Origin of the sequence: Diaphorobacter sp. HDW4A (assembly GCF_011305995.1) — a bacterium.
Classification (GTDB): domain Bacteria; phylum Pseudomonadota; class Gammaproteobacteria; order Burkholderiales; family Burkholderiaceae_C; genus Diaphorobacter_A.
Genome location: NZ_CP049910.1, coordinates 4,474,542 through 4,493,666, shown reverse-complemented (window position 1 = coordinate 4,493,666; position 19,125 = coordinate 4,474,542). Strand labels below are relative to the sequence as shown.

At 62.5% G+C, this 19,125-nt stretch carries 18 protein-coding genes; 13 read left to right on the top strand and 5 right to left on the bottom strand.

Features of this window, described 5'->3' with window-relative positions; genetic code table 11:
- The first annotated feature begins 39 nt into the window (after positions 1–39).
- The 4 genes from G7047_RS20625 to G7047_RS20610 all read left to right on the top strand — a co-directional run bounded on the left by G7047_RS20625 (position 40) and on the right by G7047_RS20610 (position 3,756).
- A complete protein-coding gene (locus G7047_RS20625; RefSeq protein WP_166309618.1) occupies positions 40–1,005 on the top strand; it encodes a LysR substrate-binding domain-containing protein in 966 nt (321 codons plus the stop codon).
- Between the two features lie 211 nt (positions 1,006–1,216).
- Complete coding sequence (gene ubiA / locus G7047_RS20620) at positions 1,217–2,089, top strand: 4-hydroxybenzoate octaprenyltransferase (protein ID WP_166309616.1); 873 nt, start codon at positions 1,217–1,219, stop codon at positions 2,087–2,089.
- Positions 2,090–2,112: 23 nt separating this feature from the next.
- Positions 2,113–2,997 (top strand): 4,5-DOPA dioxygenase extradiol, encoded by an 885-nt coding sequence (gene ygiD / locus G7047_RS20615; RefSeq protein ID WP_240939206.1) that lies wholly within the window; start codon positions 2,113–2,115, stop codon positions 2,995–2,997.
- 114 nt (positions 2,998–3,111) lie between these two features.
- On the top strand, positions 3,112–3,756 hold the full coding sequence (locus G7047_RS20610) for a DUF1269 domain-containing protein (protein WP_166309612.1): 645 nt from the start codon (positions 3,112–3,114) through the stop codon (positions 3,754–3,756).
- Between the two features lie 30 nt (positions 3,757–3,786).
- Here G7047_RS20610 and G7047_RS20605 read toward each other — a convergent pair whose 3' ends face one another.
- Positions 3,787–5,016, bottom strand: coding sequence for a tetratricopeptide repeat protein (locus G7047_RS20605; protein ID WP_166309610.1), 1,230 nt, complete (start codon positions 5,014–5,016; stop codon positions 3,787–3,789).
- On the opposite strand from G7047_RS20605, the gene G7047_RS20600 reads away from it, so the two are divergent.
- Positions 5,015–5,296: a hypothetical protein gene (locus tag G7047_RS20600; protein ID WP_166309608.1), complete on the top strand. Its 282-nt coding sequence runs from the start codon at positions 5,015–5,017 to the stop codon at positions 5,294–5,296. The two genes, G7047_RS20605 and G7047_RS20600, sit on opposite strands and share 2 nt — an antisense overlap.
- 174 nt (positions 5,297–5,470) lie before the next feature.
- Here the strand turns inward: G7047_RS20600 and proC are convergent, their stop codons facing one another.
- Both proC and G7047_RS20590 read right to left on the bottom strand, forming a co-directional pair.
- Positions 5,471–6,310 (bottom strand): pyrroline-5-carboxylate reductase, encoded by an 840-nt coding sequence (gene proC / locus G7047_RS20595; protein WP_166309606.1) that lies wholly within the window; start codon positions 6,308–6,310, stop codon positions 5,471–5,473.
- Positions 6,311–6,389: 79 nt separating this feature from the next.
- Positions 6,390–7,595 carry an esterase-like activity of phytase family protein gene (locus G7047_RS20590; RefSeq protein WP_240939205.1) on the bottom strand — a complete coding sequence of 402 codons (1,206 nt, stop codon included), beginning with the start codon at positions 7,593–7,595 and terminating at the stop codon, positions 6,390–6,392.
- Positions 7,596–7,908: 313 nt separating this feature from the next.
- On the opposite strand from G7047_RS20590, the gene aqpZ reads away from it, so the two are divergent.
- Positions 7,909–8,610 (top strand): aquaporin Z, encoded by a 702-nt coding sequence (gene aqpZ / locus G7047_RS20585; protein WP_166309604.1) that lies wholly within the window; start codon positions 7,909–7,911, stop codon positions 8,608–8,610.
- 92 nt (positions 8,611–8,702) lie between these two features.
- Here aqpZ and glpK read toward each other — a convergent pair whose 3' ends face one another.
- Both glpK and G7047_RS20575 read right to left on the bottom strand, forming a co-directional pair.
- Positions 8,703–10,199, bottom strand: coding sequence for a glycerol kinase GlpK (gene glpK / locus G7047_RS20580; RefSeq protein WP_166309602.1), 1,497 nt, complete (start codon positions 10,197–10,199; stop codon positions 8,703–8,705).
- Positions 10,200–10,236: 37 nt separating this feature from the next.
- The gene (locus tag G7047_RS20575) at positions 10,237–11,001 is read right to left on the bottom strand and encodes a DeoR/GlpR family DNA-binding transcription regulator (RefSeq protein WP_166309600.1); all 765 of its coding nucleotides are present in this window, start codon (positions 10,999–11,001) and stop codon (positions 10,237–10,239) included.
- Positions 11,002–11,249: 248 nt separating this feature from the next.
- Between G7047_RS20575 and G7047_RS20570 the strand changes: the two genes are divergently transcribed.
- The 7 genes from G7047_RS20570 to G7047_RS20540 all read left to right on the top strand — a co-directional run bounded on the left by G7047_RS20570 (position 11,250) and on the right by G7047_RS20540 (position 19,081).
- Positions 11,250–12,335: an ABC transporter ATP-binding protein gene (locus G7047_RS20570; protein ID WP_166309598.1), complete on the top strand. Its 1,086-nt coding sequence runs from the start codon at positions 11,250–11,252 to the stop codon at positions 12,333–12,335.
- A gap of 1 nt (position 12,336) precedes the next feature.
- On the top strand, positions 12,337–13,410 hold the full coding sequence (locus G7047_RS20565) for an ABC transporter ATP-binding protein (RefSeq protein ID WP_166309596.1): 1,074 nt from the start codon (positions 12,337–12,339) through the stop codon (positions 13,408–13,410).
- Positions 13,407–14,315 carry a carbohydrate ABC transporter permease gene (locus G7047_RS20560; protein WP_166309594.1) on the top strand — a complete coding sequence of 303 codons (909 nt, stop codon included), beginning with the start codon at positions 13,407–13,409 and terminating at the stop codon, positions 14,313–14,315. Before G7047_RS20565 ends, G7047_RS20560 begins: the two co-directional genes overlap by 4 nt.
- Positions 14,308–15,120, top strand: a complete 813-nt coding sequence (locus tag G7047_RS20555) for a carbohydrate ABC transporter permease (RefSeq protein ID WP_166309592.1) — start codon at positions 14,308–14,310, stop codon at positions 15,118–15,120. The genes G7047_RS20560 and G7047_RS20555 overlap by 8 nt, the downstream gene beginning before the upstream one ends.
- Positions 15,121–15,136: 16 nt before the next feature.
- Positions 15,137–15,445, top strand: coding sequence for a DUF2160 domain-containing protein (locus tag G7047_RS20550; protein ID WP_166309590.1), 309 nt, complete (start codon positions 15,137–15,139; stop codon positions 15,443–15,445).
- 127 nt (positions 15,446–15,572) lie between these two features.
- A complete protein-coding gene (locus tag G7047_RS20545; protein ID WP_166309589.1) occupies positions 15,573–17,306 on the top strand; it encodes an ABC transporter substrate-binding protein in 1,734 nt (577 codons plus the stop codon).
- Between the two features lie 176 nt (positions 17,307–17,482).
- On the top strand, positions 17,483–19,081 hold the full coding sequence (locus G7047_RS20540) for a glycerol-3-phosphate dehydrogenase/oxidase (protein ID WP_166309587.1): 1,599 nt from the start codon (positions 17,483–17,485) through the stop codon (positions 19,079–19,081).
- Positions 19,082–19,125 lie beyond the last annotated feature (44 nt).

Genomic DNA, 19,125 nt, shown 5'->3' with positions numbered 1-19,125 from the left:
CCGCAGTGCAAAATGTTGTATGGCCTTGCAGGAAATCACATGACCCTTACAGAACTCAAATATATCGTCGCAGTAGCCCGGGAGAAGCACTTTGGTCGCGCGGCCGACGCGTGCTATGTTTCCCAGCCCACCTTGTCTGTCGCAGTCAAGAAACTGGAAGACGAACTGGAAATCAAACTGTTCGAGCGCAGTGCCGGTGATGTGTCCGTCACGCCGTTGGGCGAACAGATCGTCCGCCAGGCGCAAAGCGTCCTGGAACAGGCCGCTGCAATCAAGGAAATCGCCAAGCGCGGCAAGGATCCTCTCGCTGGTGCTCTGACACTCGGCGTGATCTATACCGTTGGCCCCTACCTCCTCCCCGAACTGGTGCGTCACGCGATTGCGCGTACACCCCAGATGCCGCTGATGCTGCAGGAAAACTTCACGGCCAAACTGCTGGAGATGCTGCGTACCGGCGAAATCGACTGCGCCATCATGGCTGAACCCTTCCCGGACACCGGCCTCGCGCTTGCTCCGCTGTATGACGAGCCTTTCATGGCGGCCGTTCCCGCAACCCATCCATTGGCAGAGAAGCCCTATGTGTCGGCTTCGGAACTCAAGAACGAAACCATGCTGCTGCTGGGCGCAGGTCACTGCTTTCGCGATCATGTGCTGGAAGTCTGCCCAGAGTTCGCGCGCTATGCGAGCAACTCCGAAGGCATCCGCCGCACGTTCGAAGGTTCGTCGCTCGAGACCATCAAGCACATGGTGTCCGCCGGCATGGGCGTGACGCTGGTGCCGCGCCTGTCGGTGCCGCGCGATGCGCTGATCACCACGTCGCGCCGCCGCAAGAGCGACGATGCCCACATCCGTTATCTGCCAATCAAGGAAGAAGACGGCGGCGGCCCTCCAATGCGTCGCGTCGTGCTCGCATGGCGTCGCAGTTTCACCCGCTACGAAGCCATTGCAGCACTGCGCAACGCCGTGTTCGCCTGCGAACTGCCGGGTGTGACCCGCTTGTCCTGATCGATTGAATTAGTCACTGCGAATGAAATTGGCGCTGGTCGAAAGATCAGCGCCTTTTTAGTTTCTGGTGCGCGCATTTCTGGTCAATCAGAGTAAGCCGTGGGGAGACCTTTCTCTTGCTACGCCGCAGCGGCACCGCATGGCGTATAAACGTCGGGCCGCAATCCTTTGACGGCACCTGCATTTCATTCACCGAATTCTCAAAACCTGCATGTCCGCCGTTGCCCCTCGCTCACGCCTGTCCCTGTATCTGGATTTAGTGCGCTTCAATCGTCCTGCAGGCTGGTTGGTGCTGGTCTGGCCCACGCTGGTGGCGTTGTGGGTGGCTGCGGATGGGTTTCCGGGTTGGCATCTGCTGATCGTTTTCGTGCTTGGAACGGTGCTCATGCGCAGCGCCGGTTGTTGCATCAACGACATCGCCGACCGCGACTTTGACCGCCACGTCAAGCGCACCCAGGCGCGCCCGATCACGAGCGGTGCGGTGTCGGTGTTCGAGGCGTCGGTGCTCGGCGCCGTGCTCGCGCTCATCTCACTGGGTCTCGTGCTCACCACGCGTTGGGAGGCGGTGGCTTGGTCCGTGCCGGCCGTGCTGTTCACGATTCTCTATCCGTTCACCAAGCGCTTCTTCGCGATGCCGCAGGCGTTTCTGGGCATCGCCTTCAACTTCGGTATCGTGATCGCGTTTGCCGCCGTGGTCGGCGAGGTGCCGCTGACTGCGTGGCTGCTCTGGACGGCCAACATGTTCATGGTGCTGGCCTATGACACCGAATACGCCATGGTCGATCGCGACGACGACCTCAAGATCGGCATGAAGACGTCGGCGATCACGTTGGGCCGCTTCGATGTGGCAGGCATCATGCTGTTCTTTGCACTGTGCTGGGGTCTCACGGTCGTGGCGATTGCGCCTTATCACCTCGGCTGGCCGTTCTGGCTTGGCATGGCGGCAGCTGCGGCGCAGATGGTCTGGCACTACACGCTGATCCGCAACCGGACGCGCGAGGGTTGCTTCACCGCCTTCAGCAAGAGCCACTGGATGGGCGTATCGATCTTTGTCGGCACTGTTCTCGGATTTGCTTTGCGCTGATCTGTCCTCATATGGAGAGCATCATGAACACCACCACCCACTTCCATTCGCCTGATCAATTGGCTGCCGCTGCGGGACTGGCCTCGCTCAAAGCATCGCCGCGCATGCCCGTGCTGTTCCTGGGGCATGGCAGCCCAATGAATGTGATCGAGGACAACGCGTACCGTCAGAGCTGGCAGGCGCTCGGCCAGGCGCTGCTCAAGCGCTATGGCAAACCACAGATGATTCTGTGCGTCTCGGCGCACTGGCTCACGCAGAGCGAGTGGGCGCTGACCGGCATGGCTGAACCGCGCACAATCCACGATTTCGGCGGTTTTCCACAGGAGCTGTTTGCCCAGCAGTATCCAGCGCCGGGAGCGCCCATTGTGGCGCGCGAACTGGCCGTGCGGTTGGATGTGCCGGCCATTGACCAACCAGTGCTCGTCGATGAAGCTGAGTGGGGGTTGGACCACGGCACTTGGAGCGTACTCAAGCCCATGTTTCCCGCAGCCGACATTCCTGTCGTGCAACTGAGTTTGGTCTACAGCCGACCCGCTCAGGAACATTTCGCGCTCGGCCAGCAATTGCGGGCGCTGCGCGAGCAGGGGGTGCTGATCGTGGCGAGCGGGAACATTGTGCACAACCTGCGCGCCATGCAACCGGGCGCCGCACCCACTCAGGCCTATGACTGGGCTATCGAGTTCGATCAGCACGTGGCCGAACGGATCCAGTCGGGCGATCTGCAGGCGCTTGTCCGCTTCCAAGAGTTGGGCCGCGTGGCGCAGCTCGCGCATCCCACGTTCGATCACTATCTGCCGTTGCTGCATGCAGCAGGCGCTGTGCACGAAGGCGAGGTGCCACGCTTCTTCAACAGCGATTTCCAGATGGCAGCGATCTCCATGCGCTCGGCGATCTGGGGCGAAGCCTGAAAGAAACAACCGTATCCGAGTGAAAAACCCGGCCTTCGGTCACATGGAATGGCGCAGGCTCGACTACATTGATTTGTCCGTGCTATGTCATTTCAACGCCAATGAGGTACAGCTATGGAACAGAACGTCGTCCTTTTGAGCTTCGCGGAAGAAAGCAAGGCCTATCAGGCCCTGTCTGAATTGAAGGGGGCGGTCGCCTCCGGCAAGCTGCAGTTGCAGAACGCCGCCGTGGTGCAGCGCGCCATGGATGGCAGCTTCTCCGTGAAGGATGGTGCCTCCGATGGCGGCGCCGCCACCGGGCCGCTCACCGGTACGCTGGTGGGCTCTCTGATCGGCATGCTCGCCGGCCCGCTCGGCGTGCTGCTGGGCGGGGTCTACGGTGCGATTGTGGGCAGCGCGGTGTCAGCTGACAAGCTGCAGGACCGCGCGAGTGTGCTCGACCAGATGATGCGTGCCATGCCGCCGGGCTCGACCACGCTGATCGCCACTGTGGAAGAAGATTCGTCCCAGACCGTCAACGGCATCTCTGACAAGCTCGGCGGGGTCGTGCTGCGTCGTCCGCTGGCGGTGGTGCAGGAAGAAGTGGCTGCGCAGGAAGACGCCGCCATCGCCGCCGCAGCGGAAGCGCGCCGCGTGCTGCGCGAGAAGAAGAGCGCCGAATGGCATGACAAGCTGGAAGACTGGAAGGACGACGTGGGCGAGAGCCTCACCAAGCTCAAGACCAGCATCCAGAACGCCTTCAGCTCGAAGAAGTCCTGAGCAAGCGCGCGGTAGCCCGTCTGCCGCCAATCAGCCACCAAACAGACGCTTGAGCCATCCGCCTTTCCTCGTGGAACCACCGTTCTTTCGTTCCAGAATCTCGCCGTGCACGCGGCGGTAGAAGGTCGATTCCGGCGACATCGAGAGAGCGATCTGGATGTGCTTGAGCGCCTCGTCATGGCGGCCGTAGATCTCCGACAGCAGATTGGCGAGGTCGCCGCGCGCCCAGTGGTAGTCATCGTGCGTGGCGACGTTGCGCTCCATCCACTGCAGCGCCTCGGGGTACTTCTCCTGACGGCGGAGCGACATTCCCATCATTTGGCCGAACTCCGGGCGCGCGTGTGCATCCTTGGCGAGTGGCTCGACCAGTTCGATCAGCTCCTCGCTCTTGCGGTCGTGGAACAGCAGCCAGCCGAGCTTGACCGTGCCCTCATGGTCGCGCGAGAGCTGGTCCAGTTCCCAGCGAAAGCGCTGTGCGTTTGCGTTGTCGCCCAGCCGGTAGCAGCTCTCGACAAGCCCATTCAACACCCAGTCCCAGTGCGGTTCGCGGCGATAGAGCAGCAGCCATTCGTCGACGGCTTCCTGATGGCGGCCCAGCATCTGCAGAGTCTGAGCGCGGTTCATCTGCACGTCGTTGCGTTCGCCGATGATTTGACGTGCCCTGTCCAGATGGACGATGGCGCGCTCGTAGTCTTTCTGCTGGTAAAGCGCTGTGCCCGCGTTGTAGGCGAGTTGGCCGTTGTCGCCACATGACAGAGCGCCGTTGTGCCAAAGGTCCGCGGCTTCCCCGTTGCGTCCCATGGAGTCGAGCAGCGCGGCTGCGTTGACGTAGCCGCGCATGTTCTGCGGATCAAGCGCTATGGCCTGGCGGTAGTCCAGCAGCGCCTGGTTGGCGTGGTCGTTTTCCTGATGAATCCAGCCGCGCGCGATGTGCAGACGGGCGTCGCCGGGCAGGGCCCTGATGGCCTCATCCAGCGTGGCCATTGCCTGTCGCGTCTGGCCCTCGTCATCCATACGGGCGGCTTGGGTGGCGATGGCGAGTGCGCAGCGCGGATCGAGTTGCAGCGCGTGCGCGATATCGCTGTCGCAGGCATCGATCTCACCCAAGCGCCAATGTGCGCGCGCACGCATCGCGAAGGCCTGCGCGATGCCGGGACACTGCGTGACTGCCTGGCCAGCGACCTCGATCGCGGCCCGCCAGTCGTCGTGGTTGTCGGCGGCGAGGAAGTCTTCGATGAAATGCTGCGGGAGAGCGTTCATGGATGCGGTCTTTCGATCATCAGGGCGTCCTTGGCGCGGCAAGCGCACTCAGGTCGTCATTGCACAGCGAGGGCAATTCTTCCTTGGGGATGTCCGTGCTGCCGCGGCGCCATTTTTTGAGTTCGGTCTCGCCTTTGCACTGCTTGAATTCTGGCAGCCAAACGAGATGCTTGCCTGTCAGGCGCGCGTCGTCGGCGTCGCTCGCCAACGTGGCGGTGATCGCGCCAGTCGGCTGGGCTCGGGAAGGTCGGAGTTGAAGTCTGATGGGTGTGAAGAATAGGTGGCTGCATCTTCAACGGTCGCCGTGAGCGCCGAGGCGGCTGCGCGCATGGGCCGTCTGCAGTTGAAGCATTCGGTGAAGCTGGATGGGTTTTGCCAGTTGCATTGAGGACACTGCATGTTGCGCCAGAGGAGAGGGCCGGAGCTGGAGCATGCAGTGTATGTGTGAAACTATTTATTTTCCAAATTCGATTGCCAATTCCTGTGCTCGCTTTTCAGCAGCGCGCATGGCGGCGATGAAGTGCTCGGGGACTTTGTGCTCCTGCATGAGCATGATGGCTGCGTGCGTGGTGCCGCCCTTGCTGGTCACGCGCTGGCGCAGCACTTCGGGCGTTTCGCTGGAACGGGCCGCGAGTTCCGAGCCACCCTGGAAGGTGGCGACGGCGAGCTGGTAGGCCTGATCTGCGGGCAGACCCATGTCTGTGCCGGCCTTGGTCATGGCTTCCAGGAACAGGAACACGTAGGCCGGGCCGGAGCCAGAAATGGCGGTCACGGCGTCGAGATGGTCCTCGGCCTTCACCCAGACGAACTGGCCGGTGGAGCTGATCACCTGCTCGATCAGCAGCTTTTCTTCTGTGGTCACTGCAGCGCGGGCGAACAGGCCGGTGATGCCCTTGCCGACGAGTGCGGGCGTGTTGGGCATGGCGCGCACGATGCGGTCGCTCGAGAGCCAGGCGGCGATGCTGTCGCTGGTGATGCCGGCGGCGATGCTCAGGTGCACAGCCTGGCGGGTGAATTGGGCGGTGGCCGCTGCTGCCTCTTTGAAGGTCTGGGGCTTGACGGCCCATACCACGAGTCGCGCCTGGGTGAGCGCATCGGTGGCTACGGGCAGGGCGTCAATGCCGAAGTGCTTCTTCAGGTTGGCGCGCGCCTCGTCCCAGGGCTCGACCACGAGGATCTGCGTTGCGGGAACGCCCTTGGCGATCAGGCCGCCGATGATGGCGGTGGCCATGTTGCCGCCGCCGATGAAGGCGATGGTAGGGAGCTGGACGGAAGCGGTGGTGGATGCGGACATGACGGGAGTTGGTTCGGTTCGAAAGAGGGAATGGGCCGCGTAGGCGTGATGGTCACTATACGCTGGGGTTCATAGTGAATTATTCGGTGTTGCAGCGCGGCAGCTCCGCCAGCGCGATGAATTGCGTGACCTCAGCGGGGTTGAAATTGTTGTCGCTCACCAGCACGAGTACCCGCTCGCCGCTCGCGAGCGGTGGTCCCCATGTCATGCCTTCGAGGTTGTCGACGCTGCGAAGCCCGAGTTGCGCGAAGTCCAGTACCAGCGTCTTGGTGGCGGCGCGGAAGCTGCCCGGCGTGAGGCGATGCAGGGCCAGCACGTCGCTTGCCGCATCGGGCCGGATATCGATGCGATACAGCCTTGCACCCCAGCCATCGCCCAGAGAGAACGAGCGTTCCAGCACCAGCAAATGATCGGGACCGTCGGCGAGGATGTCGCTTACGCCATTGACCGCGCGCTGCGACAGGAAGGCAATCGATGCGGGCAGGGCGTCGGGCTGGTAGGCAATCTGGCGCAGGGGCTGGTGGGTGCGTGCGTCCAGCGCGGTGATGCGCACGGGAGCGCCCGCATCCCCGGGTGCTGGCATGGAGCCATCCTGCTTGAGCGCGCCTTCCATGGAAAGCCACAACGTCCGCGCATCAGGACTGAAGGCCATGCCCTCCAGCGTGAAGCTACTGCGCGGACCGCTGGTCTCCGCGATCCGCGTGAGTGTCTCTGGCAGCGGCCAGTGTCGCAGCCAATGCCCGTCACTGCGGATTTCGTTGAGTTCGGGACCGAAGCCGCGTGGGAAGTCGCCCTCGCTGGTCCAGAGCAGGTGACCGCCTCCAGGCACGACGCGCATCGCCTCTGCGTCCGGCACTGCGACATTCTTGTGAAGCTGCTGGGCGTTGGCGTAGGGGTGCTGGTCGTGGTCACGCAATGCGTGCATACCGTTCAGCCATACGCGCTGCAAACCGTGTTCGTCATACTGCATGCGTGCCGAATAGAAGCGCGCCGGGCCATACATGGCACGGTCGTCGCTCACCAGCCAGAACAGGCGGCGCGCGGCATCCCAGTCGATGGATGAGATCCCGCCCACGGGCACGCCGCCATAGGACGTATTGACGTCCCAGCGTACTTCGCCGAGCATCCGGAAGCGCGAAGGAGTGTCGATGCTCGTGTCGGTCGCTACTTTGCAGCGCTGGGAGGCTTGCCGTTGCGGGTCCGCAGGCGTGGTGCTGCTGCAGGCAGTCAATAGCGTGGCCGCCAGCACACAGGCAAATAGAAACGTCTTTGCGGGCGTGCTCATGAGGGGGTTGTCTGAGGATTCGAGTGACTTGTAGTGCATTCAACCGACCGCGAGCGTGCCGCATTCGCATGGAAAGAAGAGGGCGATTGGCGTGAATCAGTTTTCGCTATTGAAGCGGCAGTGTTGTTCCATTTGGCAACGTCTTTTGCGTGAAATAGGGTGAATTGTTCACATTCTTTGTCTGTATGCGTCACAAGGACTGAGTAGCATTTTGCCGGGATTGCCTTTGCCCGAAGTGCTCGTCCAAATGGGCGATGTAGTTTGAGCGCGGCAGTGCAAGAGTGAGAAGTTATTTGATTCAAAAGGAATGGATATGGCATCCAACGTCAAAAAATGGGCTGCTGAATTTATCGGCACTTTCTGGCTGACTTTCGGCGGTTGCGGCAGCGCTGTGCTGGCTGCGGCGTTTCCCAATGTGGGCATCGGCCTGCTGGGCGTGTCGTTCGCATTCGGTCTGACGGTGCTGACGGGTGCCTACGCGCTCGGCCCGATCTCGGGCGGGCACTTCAACCCGGCCGTGTCCGTGGGCCTGATGGTCGGCGGTCGCTTTAAGGCATCCGAACTGCCGGGCTACATCATCGCCCAGGTGCTGGGCGCGATTGCGGCGGGTGCCGTGCTGTATGTGATTGCCACCGGCAAGCCGGGCGCTGACATCGGCGGCTTTGCGACCAATGGCTTCGGCGAGCATTCGCCCGGCGGTTATTCGATGGTGGCGGCTCTCGTGGCCGAAGTGGTGCTGACCGCGATCTTCGTGATCGTGATTCTGGGCGCCACGGCCAAGCGTGCGGCTGGTGGCTTTGCCGGCGTGGCGATCGGTCTGTGCCTGACGCTGATCCACCTGATCTCGATCCCCGTCACCAACACCTCGGTGAACCCTGCGCGCAGCACCGGCGTGGCCCTGTTCGGCCCATCCATCGCGATGTCGCAGCTGTGGTTCTTCTGGGTGATGCCCATCGTCGGCGCGATCATCGGTGCCATCATCTACAAAGCGTTTCTGGCCGACTCCAACGAGTAAGTAGTCAGTCATCGCGGCGGCTTGCCGCGATTCACAAACAAAAAGAGATGGGGCCTCGCGGCTCCATCTTTTTTTTTGGCGGGGCGTTGCGCTTATTCCGCCGTGGTCTGGCGCACCGCGTGTTCCCATTGCTGCATCAGCTCGGCCGCGCGGTCGCGCTGCATGGTCGGCATGAAGCGACGTTCGGCCTTCCACAGGGCCGAGAGCTCCTGCGTGTTTTGGTACATGCCCGAAGACAGGCCTGCGAGATAGGCCGCGCCGAGCGCGGTGGTCTCCACGCAGGCCGGGCGCACCACCGGAATGCCGAGCAGGTCGGCCTGAAATTGCATCAGCAGATTGTTCACGCTCGCGCCGCCGTCCACGCGCAGCTCGGTGACGGGCGCACCGCCCGCCGCGACGGCATCGCGGCTCATGGCAAGCAGCAGAGCGGCGCTCTGGTAGGCGATGGATTCCAGCGCAGCGCGCGCGATGTGGGCAAGCGTCGTACCGCGAGTGAGGCCGGTGATCGTGCCGCGCGCGTCGGGCTTCCAGTAAGGCGCACCGAGGCCGGTGAACGCGGGCACCAGCATCACGCCGCCGCTGTCCGGCACGCTTTCGGCGAGTGACTGCACCTCGCCGCTGTTCTCGATGGCGCGCAGGCCGTCGCGCAACCACTGCACGACTGCACCGCCGACGAACACGCTGCCTTCCATGGCGAACTCGGGGCGCGTGTGGGTCTGCGCGGCGCTCGTGGTGAGCAGACCGTTCTGCGATGTCTGGAAGGTGTGGCCCGTGTGCATGAGCATGAAGCAGCCCGTGCCGTAGGTGTTCTTGGCCATGCCGGCGGAAAAGCATGCCTGGCCGAACAGCGCGCTCTGCTGATCGCCCGCGACGCCGCCGATGTTGACGCTGCTGCCGAACAGCGCATCGGTCGTCACGCCGAAATCGGCGCTTGAAGGCAGCACCTCGGGCATCAACGAGCGGGGGATGGACAGGCGCGCGAGCAGCTCGTCGTCCCACTCGTTGGTGTGCACATTGAACAGCATGGTGCGCGAGGCGTTGCTCACGTCCGTCACATGGCGCTGGCCTGCGGTGAGCTGCCAGATCAGCCACGCGTCAACAGTGCCGAACGCGAGCTCGCCGCGCTCGGCCTGCTCACGCGCGCTGGGCACGTTGTCGAGCAGCCATTGCAGCTTGGTGCCTGAAAAATAGGCGTCGATCAGCAGGCCGGTCTTGGCCTGGATGGTCTCGGCCATGCCTTGCTCGCGTAATTGGGCGCAGATGGGTTCAGCGCGGCGGTCCTGCCAGACGATGGCGTTGTGGATCGGCGCGCCGGTCTTGCGGCTCCACAGCACGGTAGTTTCGCGCTGGTTGGTGATACCGATGGAGCGGATGTCACGGGCGGTGATGCCCGCCTTTGTCAGTGCCTCACGGGCCGTCGCTAGCTGGGTGTTCCAGATTTCCGTGGGGCTGTGTTCGACCCAGCCGGGGCGCGGGTAGATCTGTGGCAGTTCGCGCTGTGCGAGGGCCACGATCTGGCCCTTGCGGTCGAACACGATGCTGCGCGAGCTGGAGGTGCCTTGGTCGAGTGCGAGGAGGTACGAGGTCATGGTGTGCGTGATATGCGGATGTCTGGTTCGGGAGGCGTCAGGATGCGATCACGCATTGGACGCCGGCTTCTTCGAGCAGTGCAGCATAAGGTGCGGATGGCTCGGCGTCGGTGTAGAGCACGTCGATCTGGTCCAGACGCGCCAGCTCGATCATCGCGGGGCGGTCAAACTTGCTGGAATCGGCCGCCAGCCACACCTCGCGCGACTGCGCGATGATGGATTGGGCGACCTTCACCTCGCGCAGATCGAAGTCGCGCAGCGTGCCGTCCTGCTCGACGCTGGAAATGCCGATCACACCGATGTCTACCTTGAATTGGCGGATGAAATCCACCGCCGTTTCGCCGACGATGCCATGGTCGCGTGAGCGCACTACGCCGCCCGCGACGATGACTTCGCATTCGGGGTTGTCGGCGAGGATCGCGGCGACGTTCAGGTTGTTGGTGATCACGCGCAGGCCACGGTGCTGCATCAGCTCGCGCGCGATGGCCTCGGTCGTGGTGCCGATGTTGAGGATCAGCGAGCAGCCGTTGGGGATCGCCCGGGCGACCTCGCGCGCGATGGCGCACTTGGCTTCTTCGTTGAGCAGTTGGCGCTGCACGTAGCCGATGTTTTCGGTGGTCGATGAAGGCAGTCGCACGCCGCCGTGAAAGCGCATCAGATGGCCTTGTTCGGCGAGGCGCTGCACATCGCGGCGCACCGTTTGCAGCGTCACACCGAGCCGTTCGGCGAGCTGTTCGATGGTGACATTCTTGTGCTGCCGGACTTCTTCCAGCAGCAGCAGTTGACGAGGATTGGTGTTCACGCGGGTCTCTGTCTCCTGTCTGTGTCATGCCCGAATCGGACCGGCGCGGGCAGAGCACATAGGAAGACTGTAAAACGAAGCAAAAGGAAAGTGACAAGGGTAACCCCGAATTTGAAACGCGCCAAAAAGAACAAAAATGACCGAAATCGAAAATGGCGAACCGGCAAGTTGATCCTTGACCTGCCGTGCAGCGTTCCGTCTTTCTTTGTTCTTCAATCGCCAGGATGGCGCGGAATGGAAAGGTCGAAATGGAGTTGGTTCTGGAGAGAATCAGCAAGAAGGTGGGCCCGCAGCTGTGGCTGCGGGAGATGAACCTGACGCTGCAAAGCGGTGCCGTCACCGTGCTGCTGGGTGCCACGCAGGCTGGCAAGACCAGTCTCATGCGCATCATGGCGGGGCTGGACGTGCCCACCAGTGGGCGTGTGCTGGTCGGTGGCAAGGATGTGACCGGCGTGCCGGTGCGCGAGCGCAATGTCGCCATGGTGTACCAGCAGTTCATCAACTACCCTTCGCTGACCGTGGCGCAGAACATCGCATCGCCGCTCAAGCTGCAGGGGTACAAGAACATCGATGCGCGGGTGAAGGAACTGGCCGAGCGGCTGCACATTGACATGTTCCTCGAACGTCTGCCTGCCGAACTGTCGGGTGGCCAGCAGCAGCGGGTGGCGTTGGCCCGGGCGCTGGCCAAGAACGCGCCGCTGATGTTGCTCGACGAGCCGCTCGTGAATCTCGACTACAAGCTGCGCGAGGAGCTGCGCGAAGAGCTCACCCAGTTGTTCGCGACCAGTGATTCCACCGTTGTCTATGCGACCACCGAGCCCGGCGAGGCCTTGCTGCTGGGCGGCTACACCGCCGTGCTTCATGAGGGTGAGCTGCTGCAGTACGGCCCGACGGCAGAGGTGTTCCATCGTCCCAATTCGCTCAAGGTGGCGCGCGCATTCAGCGACCCACCGATGAACCTGTTGGCCGTGCAGGCGATGGGCACGGGGCTTCGTTTGCCGGGCGACGTTTATCTGGAAATCGGCACGCAGGTGCCTCAGGCGGGCGCGTTGACGCTGGGCATTCGCGCCAGTGCGCTCCGGTTGCAGTCGCGGCCGGGTGATGTGGCAGTGCAGGGCGTGGTCGAGCTGGCTGAGATTTCTGGTTCGGACACTTTTGTGCACGTGAAGTCCGCTTGGGGCGAACTGGTCGCGCAGATCACCGGCGTGCACTATGTCGCGCTCGGCGAGACGGTGACGCTGCACCTCGATCCGGCGCAGGTCTATCTGTTTGGTGCGGACGAGGCGCTGCTGCGGGCCCCGGACCGCGCCCATGCATACGCGGGAGGACGCTGAGATGGCACGCATCGAACTCAAACTCGCGCACGCATACAAACCCAATCCGCAAAAGGACAGCGACTACGCGCTGCTGCCGCTCGACATGACGTTCGAGGACGGCGGCGCGTACGCGTTGCTCGGCCCGTCGGGCTGCGGCAAGACGACGATGTTGAACATCATGTCGGGCCTGCTCGTGCCGTCGCAAGGCAAGGTGCTGTTTGACGGCCGCGACGTGACGCGCGCCAGTCCTCAGGAGCGCAACATCGCGCAGGTGTTCCAGTTCCCCGTGATCTATGACACGATGACCGTGGCCGACAACCTCGCGTTTCCGCTGCGCAACCGCAAGGTGCCAGAGCAGCGCATCCGCGAGCGCGTCGGCCAGATCGCGGAAATGCTGGAGATGAGCGGTCAGCTCAACCAGCGTGCGGCGGGGCTGTCGGCGGATCAGAAGCAGAAGATTTCGCTCGGCCGTGGGCTGGTGCGCGAGGACGTGGCGGCAGTGCTGTTCGACGAGCCGCTCACGGTGATTGATCCGCACCTCAAGTGGCAACTGCGGCGCAAGCTCAAGCAGATCCATCACGAGCTCAAGCTCACGCTGGTCTATGTGACGCACGATCAGGTGGAGGCGCTCACGTTCGCCGATCACGTGGTGGTGATGACGCGCGGCCGTGCCGTGCAGGTGGGCACGCCGGGCGAGCTGTTCGAGCGGCCACAGCATGCCTTCGTCGGCCATTTCATCGGCTCGCCGGGTATGAATTTTCTGCAGGCGAAAGCCAGCGGCGGCGAGATCCACGTGGCTGGTCACCGCGTGCCCGCGCCGCGCGCGCTGCCGGACGGCGACCTGCGCGTGGGCGTGCGGCCCGAGTATCTGGCGATTGAGGACGAGGGCCATGTCGGCGTGCTGCCCGGCGTGGTGGTGCGAGTGCAGGACGTGGGCACCCACCAGATGCTGACGGCCACCATCAACGGCCAGATCGTCAAGGCCCGCTGCACGCCCGAGCAGGTGTTGCCCAAGGAAGGCGAACTGGTCTGGCTGCGCGTGGTGAGCGAGCACACCTGCTTCTACAACACCAACGAGGAGCTGATGCCATGAGCGCGCCGGAAAGCATCAACACCAAACCGGTGAACCAGAAAGCCTGGTTCCTGATCCTGCCGGTGATCATCTGCGTGGCGTTCTCGGCGATCCTGCCGCTGATGACCGTGGTGAACTACTCGGTGCAGGACATCATTTCGCCCGAGCGCCGCGTGTTCGTCGGCACCGAATGGTTCGCGCAGGTGATGCGCGACGAGGAACTGCACAGCGCGCTACTGCGCCAGCTCGGCTTCTCGCTCGCCGTGCTGTGCGTGGAGATTCCGCTCGGCATCATGCTGGCGCTCGCCATGCCGGCACAGGGCTGGAAATCGTCGGCCGTGCTGGTGATCGTCGCGCTGTCGCTGCTGATTCCGTGGAACGTGGTCGGCACGATCTGGCAGATCTACGGCCGCGCCGACATCGGCCTGCTCGGCAAAACGCTCGAGAAGCTCGGCCTCGACTACAGCTATACCGGCAACGCAACCGATGCGTGGCTTACGGTGCTGGCGATGGACGTGTGGCACTGGACGCCGCTGGTCGCCTTGCTGTGCTTTGCGGGGCTGCGCTCGATTCCCGACGCGTATTACCAGGCCGCGCGCATCGACGGCGCGAGCAAGTTGGCGGTGTTCCGCTATATCCAGCTGCCGAAGATGCGCGGCGTGCTGATGATCGCGGTGCTGCTGCGCTTCATGGACAGCTTCATGATCTACACGGAGCCCTTCGTGCTGACCGGTGGCGGGCCCGGGAACGCGACCACGTTCCTGAGCCAGTACCTCACGCAGAAGGCCGTGGGCCAGTTCGATTTGGGCCCGGCGGCGGCGTTCTCGCTGATCTATTTCTTCATCATCCTGCTGCTGTGCTTCATCCTCTACAACTGGATGCAGCGTGTGGGCACGAGCAGCTCTGAAGGGGCGGGCCATGAATGAAAAGCGCTTTCAGAAACGCACGCTGTTCCTGATTCTCTATCTCGTCTTCGCCATCCTGCCGATCTACTGGATGGTGAACATGAGCTTCAAGACCAACGAGGAAATCCTCTCGAGCTTTTCCCTCTGGCCCCAGCATTTCACCTGGGACAACTACAAGACCATCTTCACCGACGAGTCCTGGTACTCGGGCTACATCAACAGCCTGATCTACGTGGCGATCAACACGGTGATCTCGCTCGCCGTGGCGCTGCCTGCGGCCTATGCGTTCTCGCGCTACCAGTTCCTCGGCGACAAGCACGTGTTCTTCTGGCTGCTGACCAACCGGATGACGCCGCCCGCGGTGTTTCTGCTGCCGTTCTTTCAGCTCTACACGACGGTGGGGCTGATGGATACGCACATCGCCGTGGCGCTCGCGCATCTGCTGTTCAACGTGCCGCTCGCGGTGTGGATTCTCGAAGGCTTCATGAGTGGCATTCCGCGCGAGATCGACGAGACGGCCTACATCGACGGCTACTCGTTCCCGCGCTTTTTCCTCACGATCTTTCTTCCGCTCATCAAGGCAGGCATCGGCGTGGCGGCGTTCTTCTGCTTCATGTTCAGCTGGGTTGAACTGCTGCTGGCGCGCACGCTCACCAGCGTGAACGCCAAGCCCATCGTCGCGACGATGACGCGCACGGTTTCTGCGTCGGGCATGGACTGGGCGACGCTGGCAGCAGCGGGCGTGCTGACCATCGTGCCCGGAGCGGTGGTGATCTGGTTTGTGCGGCACTACATCGCGAAGGGTTTCGCGATGGGCCGCGTCTGATTCAAGGAGAGATCACATGTGGGAATGGATGGCATGGACCACGCCTGTGGCGGTCTTCTTTGTGTGCATCGCGCTGATGCTGGTTGGCATGACGGTGTGGGAGATCCAATCGCCCACGACGCTGCGCAAGGGCTTTTTGCCGATTGAAACCACGCGAGGTGACCGGCTCTTCATCGGTCTGCTGACGGCGGCCTACATCAACCTGATCTGGGTGGGTCTCGGCGAAAAGATGACGCAGTGGTTCTCGCTCGAGAGCGAGCCCACAGTGTGGATCAGCCTCGTGATCTCGATGCTGGTGCTGGCGTTCATTATGCGCAAGGGCTGAGCCGCGCGCACCGGTTTCTTTCTTTGATTTTTTCATTCTGGTTTTTGCAGGCAAGGATCCAGCCCGCTCCTCCCCCGAGGCCCGGATCCCGAGAAAAAACGGGGAGTCCCTTTTGAGGAGACATGCAATGAAGGTGCAGTTCAAGGCGATTGCCTTCGCCGTAGCAGCCCTGACTTTGGGGCAGGCAGGCTGGGCTGGCGAGGCGGAAGCCAAGAAGTGGATTGACAGCGAGTTTCAGCCCTCGACGCTGAACAAGGACCAGCAGATGGCCGAGATGAAGTGGTTCATCGATGCGGCCAAGAAGCTGCAGGCCAAAGGGGTGAAAGAGATTTCGGTGGTCTCTGAAACCCTGACCACGCATGAGTATGAGAGCAAGACGCTGGCCAAAGCGTTCGAGGAAATCACCGGTATCAAGGTCAAGCACGACCTGATTCAGGAAGGCGACGTGGTCGAGAAACTGCAGACGTCGATGCAGTCGGGCAAGTCGATATATGACGGCTGGATCAGTGATTCCGACCTGATTGGTACGCACTACCGCTATGGCAAGATCATGAGTCTGACCGAGTACATGGCGGGTGCGGGCAAGGAGTGGACGAATCCGGGGATCGATCTCAAGGATTACATCGGTACCAGCTTCACTACGGCGCCTGACGGGCAGTTGTATCAACTGCCTGACCAGCAATTCGCGAACCTGTACTGGTTCCGTGCCGACCTGTTTGCTCGCAAGGACCTGCAGGACAAATTCAAGGCCAAGTACGGCTATGACCTCGGCGTGCCACAGAACTGGAGCGCCTACGAGGACATCGCCGAGTTCTTCACCAACGACGTCAAGCAGATCGACGGCAAGCCGATCTATGGCCACATGGATTACGGCAAGAAGGACCCGTCGCTGGGCTGGCGCTTCACCGATGCCTGGCTGTCAATGGCGGGTGCCGCAGATAAGGGTATTCCCAATGGCATGCCGGTGGACGAGTGGGGCATTCGCGTGGCGGATGACAAGTGCACGCCGGTCGGCGCTTCGGTTTCGCGCGGCGGTGCGACCAATTCACCAGCGGCGGTTTATGCGCTCACCAAGTACGTGGACTGGATGAAGAAGTACGCGCCCAAGGAGGCCACGGGCATGACCTTCGGTGAGTCCGGCCCCGTGCCAGCACAGGGCCACATTGCGCAGCAGATCTTCTGGTACACAGCCTTTACGGCTGACATGACCAAGGCCGGACTGCCCGTGGTGAATGCCGATGGCACGCCCAAGTGGCGCATGGCGCCAGGTCCGAATGGTCCGTACTGGAAGCAGGGCATGCAGAACGGCTATCAGGATGTGGGTAGCTGGACTTTCTTCAAGGGCCATAACGCCGACAAGACAGCCGCAGCATGGCTCTACGCGCAGTTCACTACTGCCAAGACCACCAGTCTGAAGAAGAGCATCACCGGTCTGACCTTTATTCGTGACAGCGACATCCGCAGTGAATTCTTCACCAAGAACGCCAACAAGTACGGCGGCCTGATCGAGTTCTACCGCAGCCCGGCTCGGGTGGCCTGGACTCCGACTGGCACCAACGTGCCAGACTATCCGAAGCTGGCCCAGCTCTGGTGGAAGAACGTGGCACAGGCCGTGACGGGTGAAAAAACACCTCAAGGCGCGATGGACAATCTGGCCGAGGAAATGGACCAGGTGATGGCGCGTCTGGAGCGCGCGGGCATGGCCAAGTGCGCGCCCAAGCTCAACAAGAAGGGCGATCCGAACAAGTGGCTGTCCGACAAGGCAGCTCCGTGGGCCAAGCTGGCCAACGAGAAGCCAAAGGGCGAAACCATCGCCTATGACAAGCTGCTCCAGGCTTGGAAAGACGGCAAGGTGCGCTGATTCGCAGCTGGCCTGACTGCGGCGGAGGCGGAATTTTTCGATTTCGTCTCCGCTTTAGCAAGGCCGGTCGGTTTTCCGGCGCAAACTGACGTCAGGGTTGGATAAAATCCCTAGGGAAAACCCTGAAATGCAATAGGCATCTTGCTATAGGCATTCATCTCTAACAAGCGGCAGCCATGACGACAGAATCCCAAACCCCCCTGATGACCCAGCGCGCGGAGCTGCTGGCCCATTTGCGACAGCCGCAGGAATACGACCTCGCGGTGGTCGGTGGCGGGGCGACGGGTCTCGGTACGGCGCTTGACGCGGCGGCACGCGGCTTCAGGGTCGTGCTGCTCGAATCGCACGATTTCGCCAAGGGCACCTCGTCGCGCGCCACCAAGCTGGTGCACGGTGGCGTGCGCTATCTGGCCCAAGGCAATATCTCGCTGGTGCGCGAGGCGCTGCACGAGCGCACCACGCTGCTCAAGAACGCTCCGCATCTGGCGCGTCCACTGGCGTTTGTGATGCCGTCCTACAAGCTCTGGGAAACGCCGTTTTATGGCGTGGGCCTCAAGATGTACGACGCACTGGCTGGCTCGGCCGGCCTCGGCGCCACTGAATTTCTGGGTCGCATGGACACCATGCGCTGCCTGCCGACGGTGCAGGGCGACGGGCTCAAGGGCGGCGTCAAGTATTGGGATGGCCAGTTCGACGACGCCCGTCTGGCGCTCGCGCTCGCCCGCACGGCGGCGCTCAAGGGGGCGCTGCTGGTCAACTACTGTGAGGTGACCGAACTCACCTATGCGGACGGCAAGGTCAATGGCCTGATCTGCCACGACAAGGAATCCGAAGAGCGCTTCGAGATCAAGGCGCGCTGCGTAGTGAATGCGGCGGGCGTCTGGGTGGATGCGCTGCGTGAGAAGGATGGCGAGGCCCAGGGCAAGCCCGTCAAGCCTATGGTCGCGCCGAGTCAGGGCGTGCACATCGTGGTCGATCGCGAGTTTCTTCCCTCCGATCACGCGCTGATGGTGCCCAAGACCACCGACGGCCGCGTGCTTTTCGCGGTGCCGTGGCTTGGCAAAGTGATTTTGGGCACGACCGACAGCCCGAAAAATCAGCTCGACTACGAACCCGAGGCGATGAAGAACGAGGTCGCCTTCATTCTTGGTGAATCGGCCCGTTACCTGCGTCGCGCGCCCAAGGCGTCCGACGTGCGCAGCATCTGGGCGGGTCTGCGTCCGCTGGTCAAGCACCAGGACGACGACGCTGGGAACACCAAGAAGATCAGCCGGGAACACACGGTGTTGGTCAGCAAGAGCGGCCTCGTGACCGTGACCGGCGGCAAATGGACCACCTACCGCGCCATGGCCGAAGATGTGCTCCAGCACTGCATGGATGCCAAACTACTACCCACGCGCAGCGGCGGCGTCACGGTGCACCTGCCGGTGGTGGGTGCCACGGCCAAACCCATGCGCGAGGGCATGAACGATCCGCAGGGCATTCATTCCTACGGCAGCGAGGCGCCTTTCGTGAAGTCGTTGCAAGGCGCGGATCGCGAGCTGGCCCCCGGCTTCACCGAGGCGATGGTGCGGTTTGCCGCCCGTTTCGAATACGCCCGCACGGTGGAAGACGTGCTGGCGCGCCGGGTGCGCATGCTGTTTCTGGATGCGCGCCAAGCGGCCGTGGTGGCTCCGCGCGTCGAGGAAATCCTTCGTGAAGAACTGGGTATCGACCCTCAGATCGGCGATTTTTTGGCAATCGCGCAACAATACGCAACTGTTCCGCAGCCCTGAGGCCACATTTCAGGGGTGCAATGCTTGCAAAGATCACTCGCTCG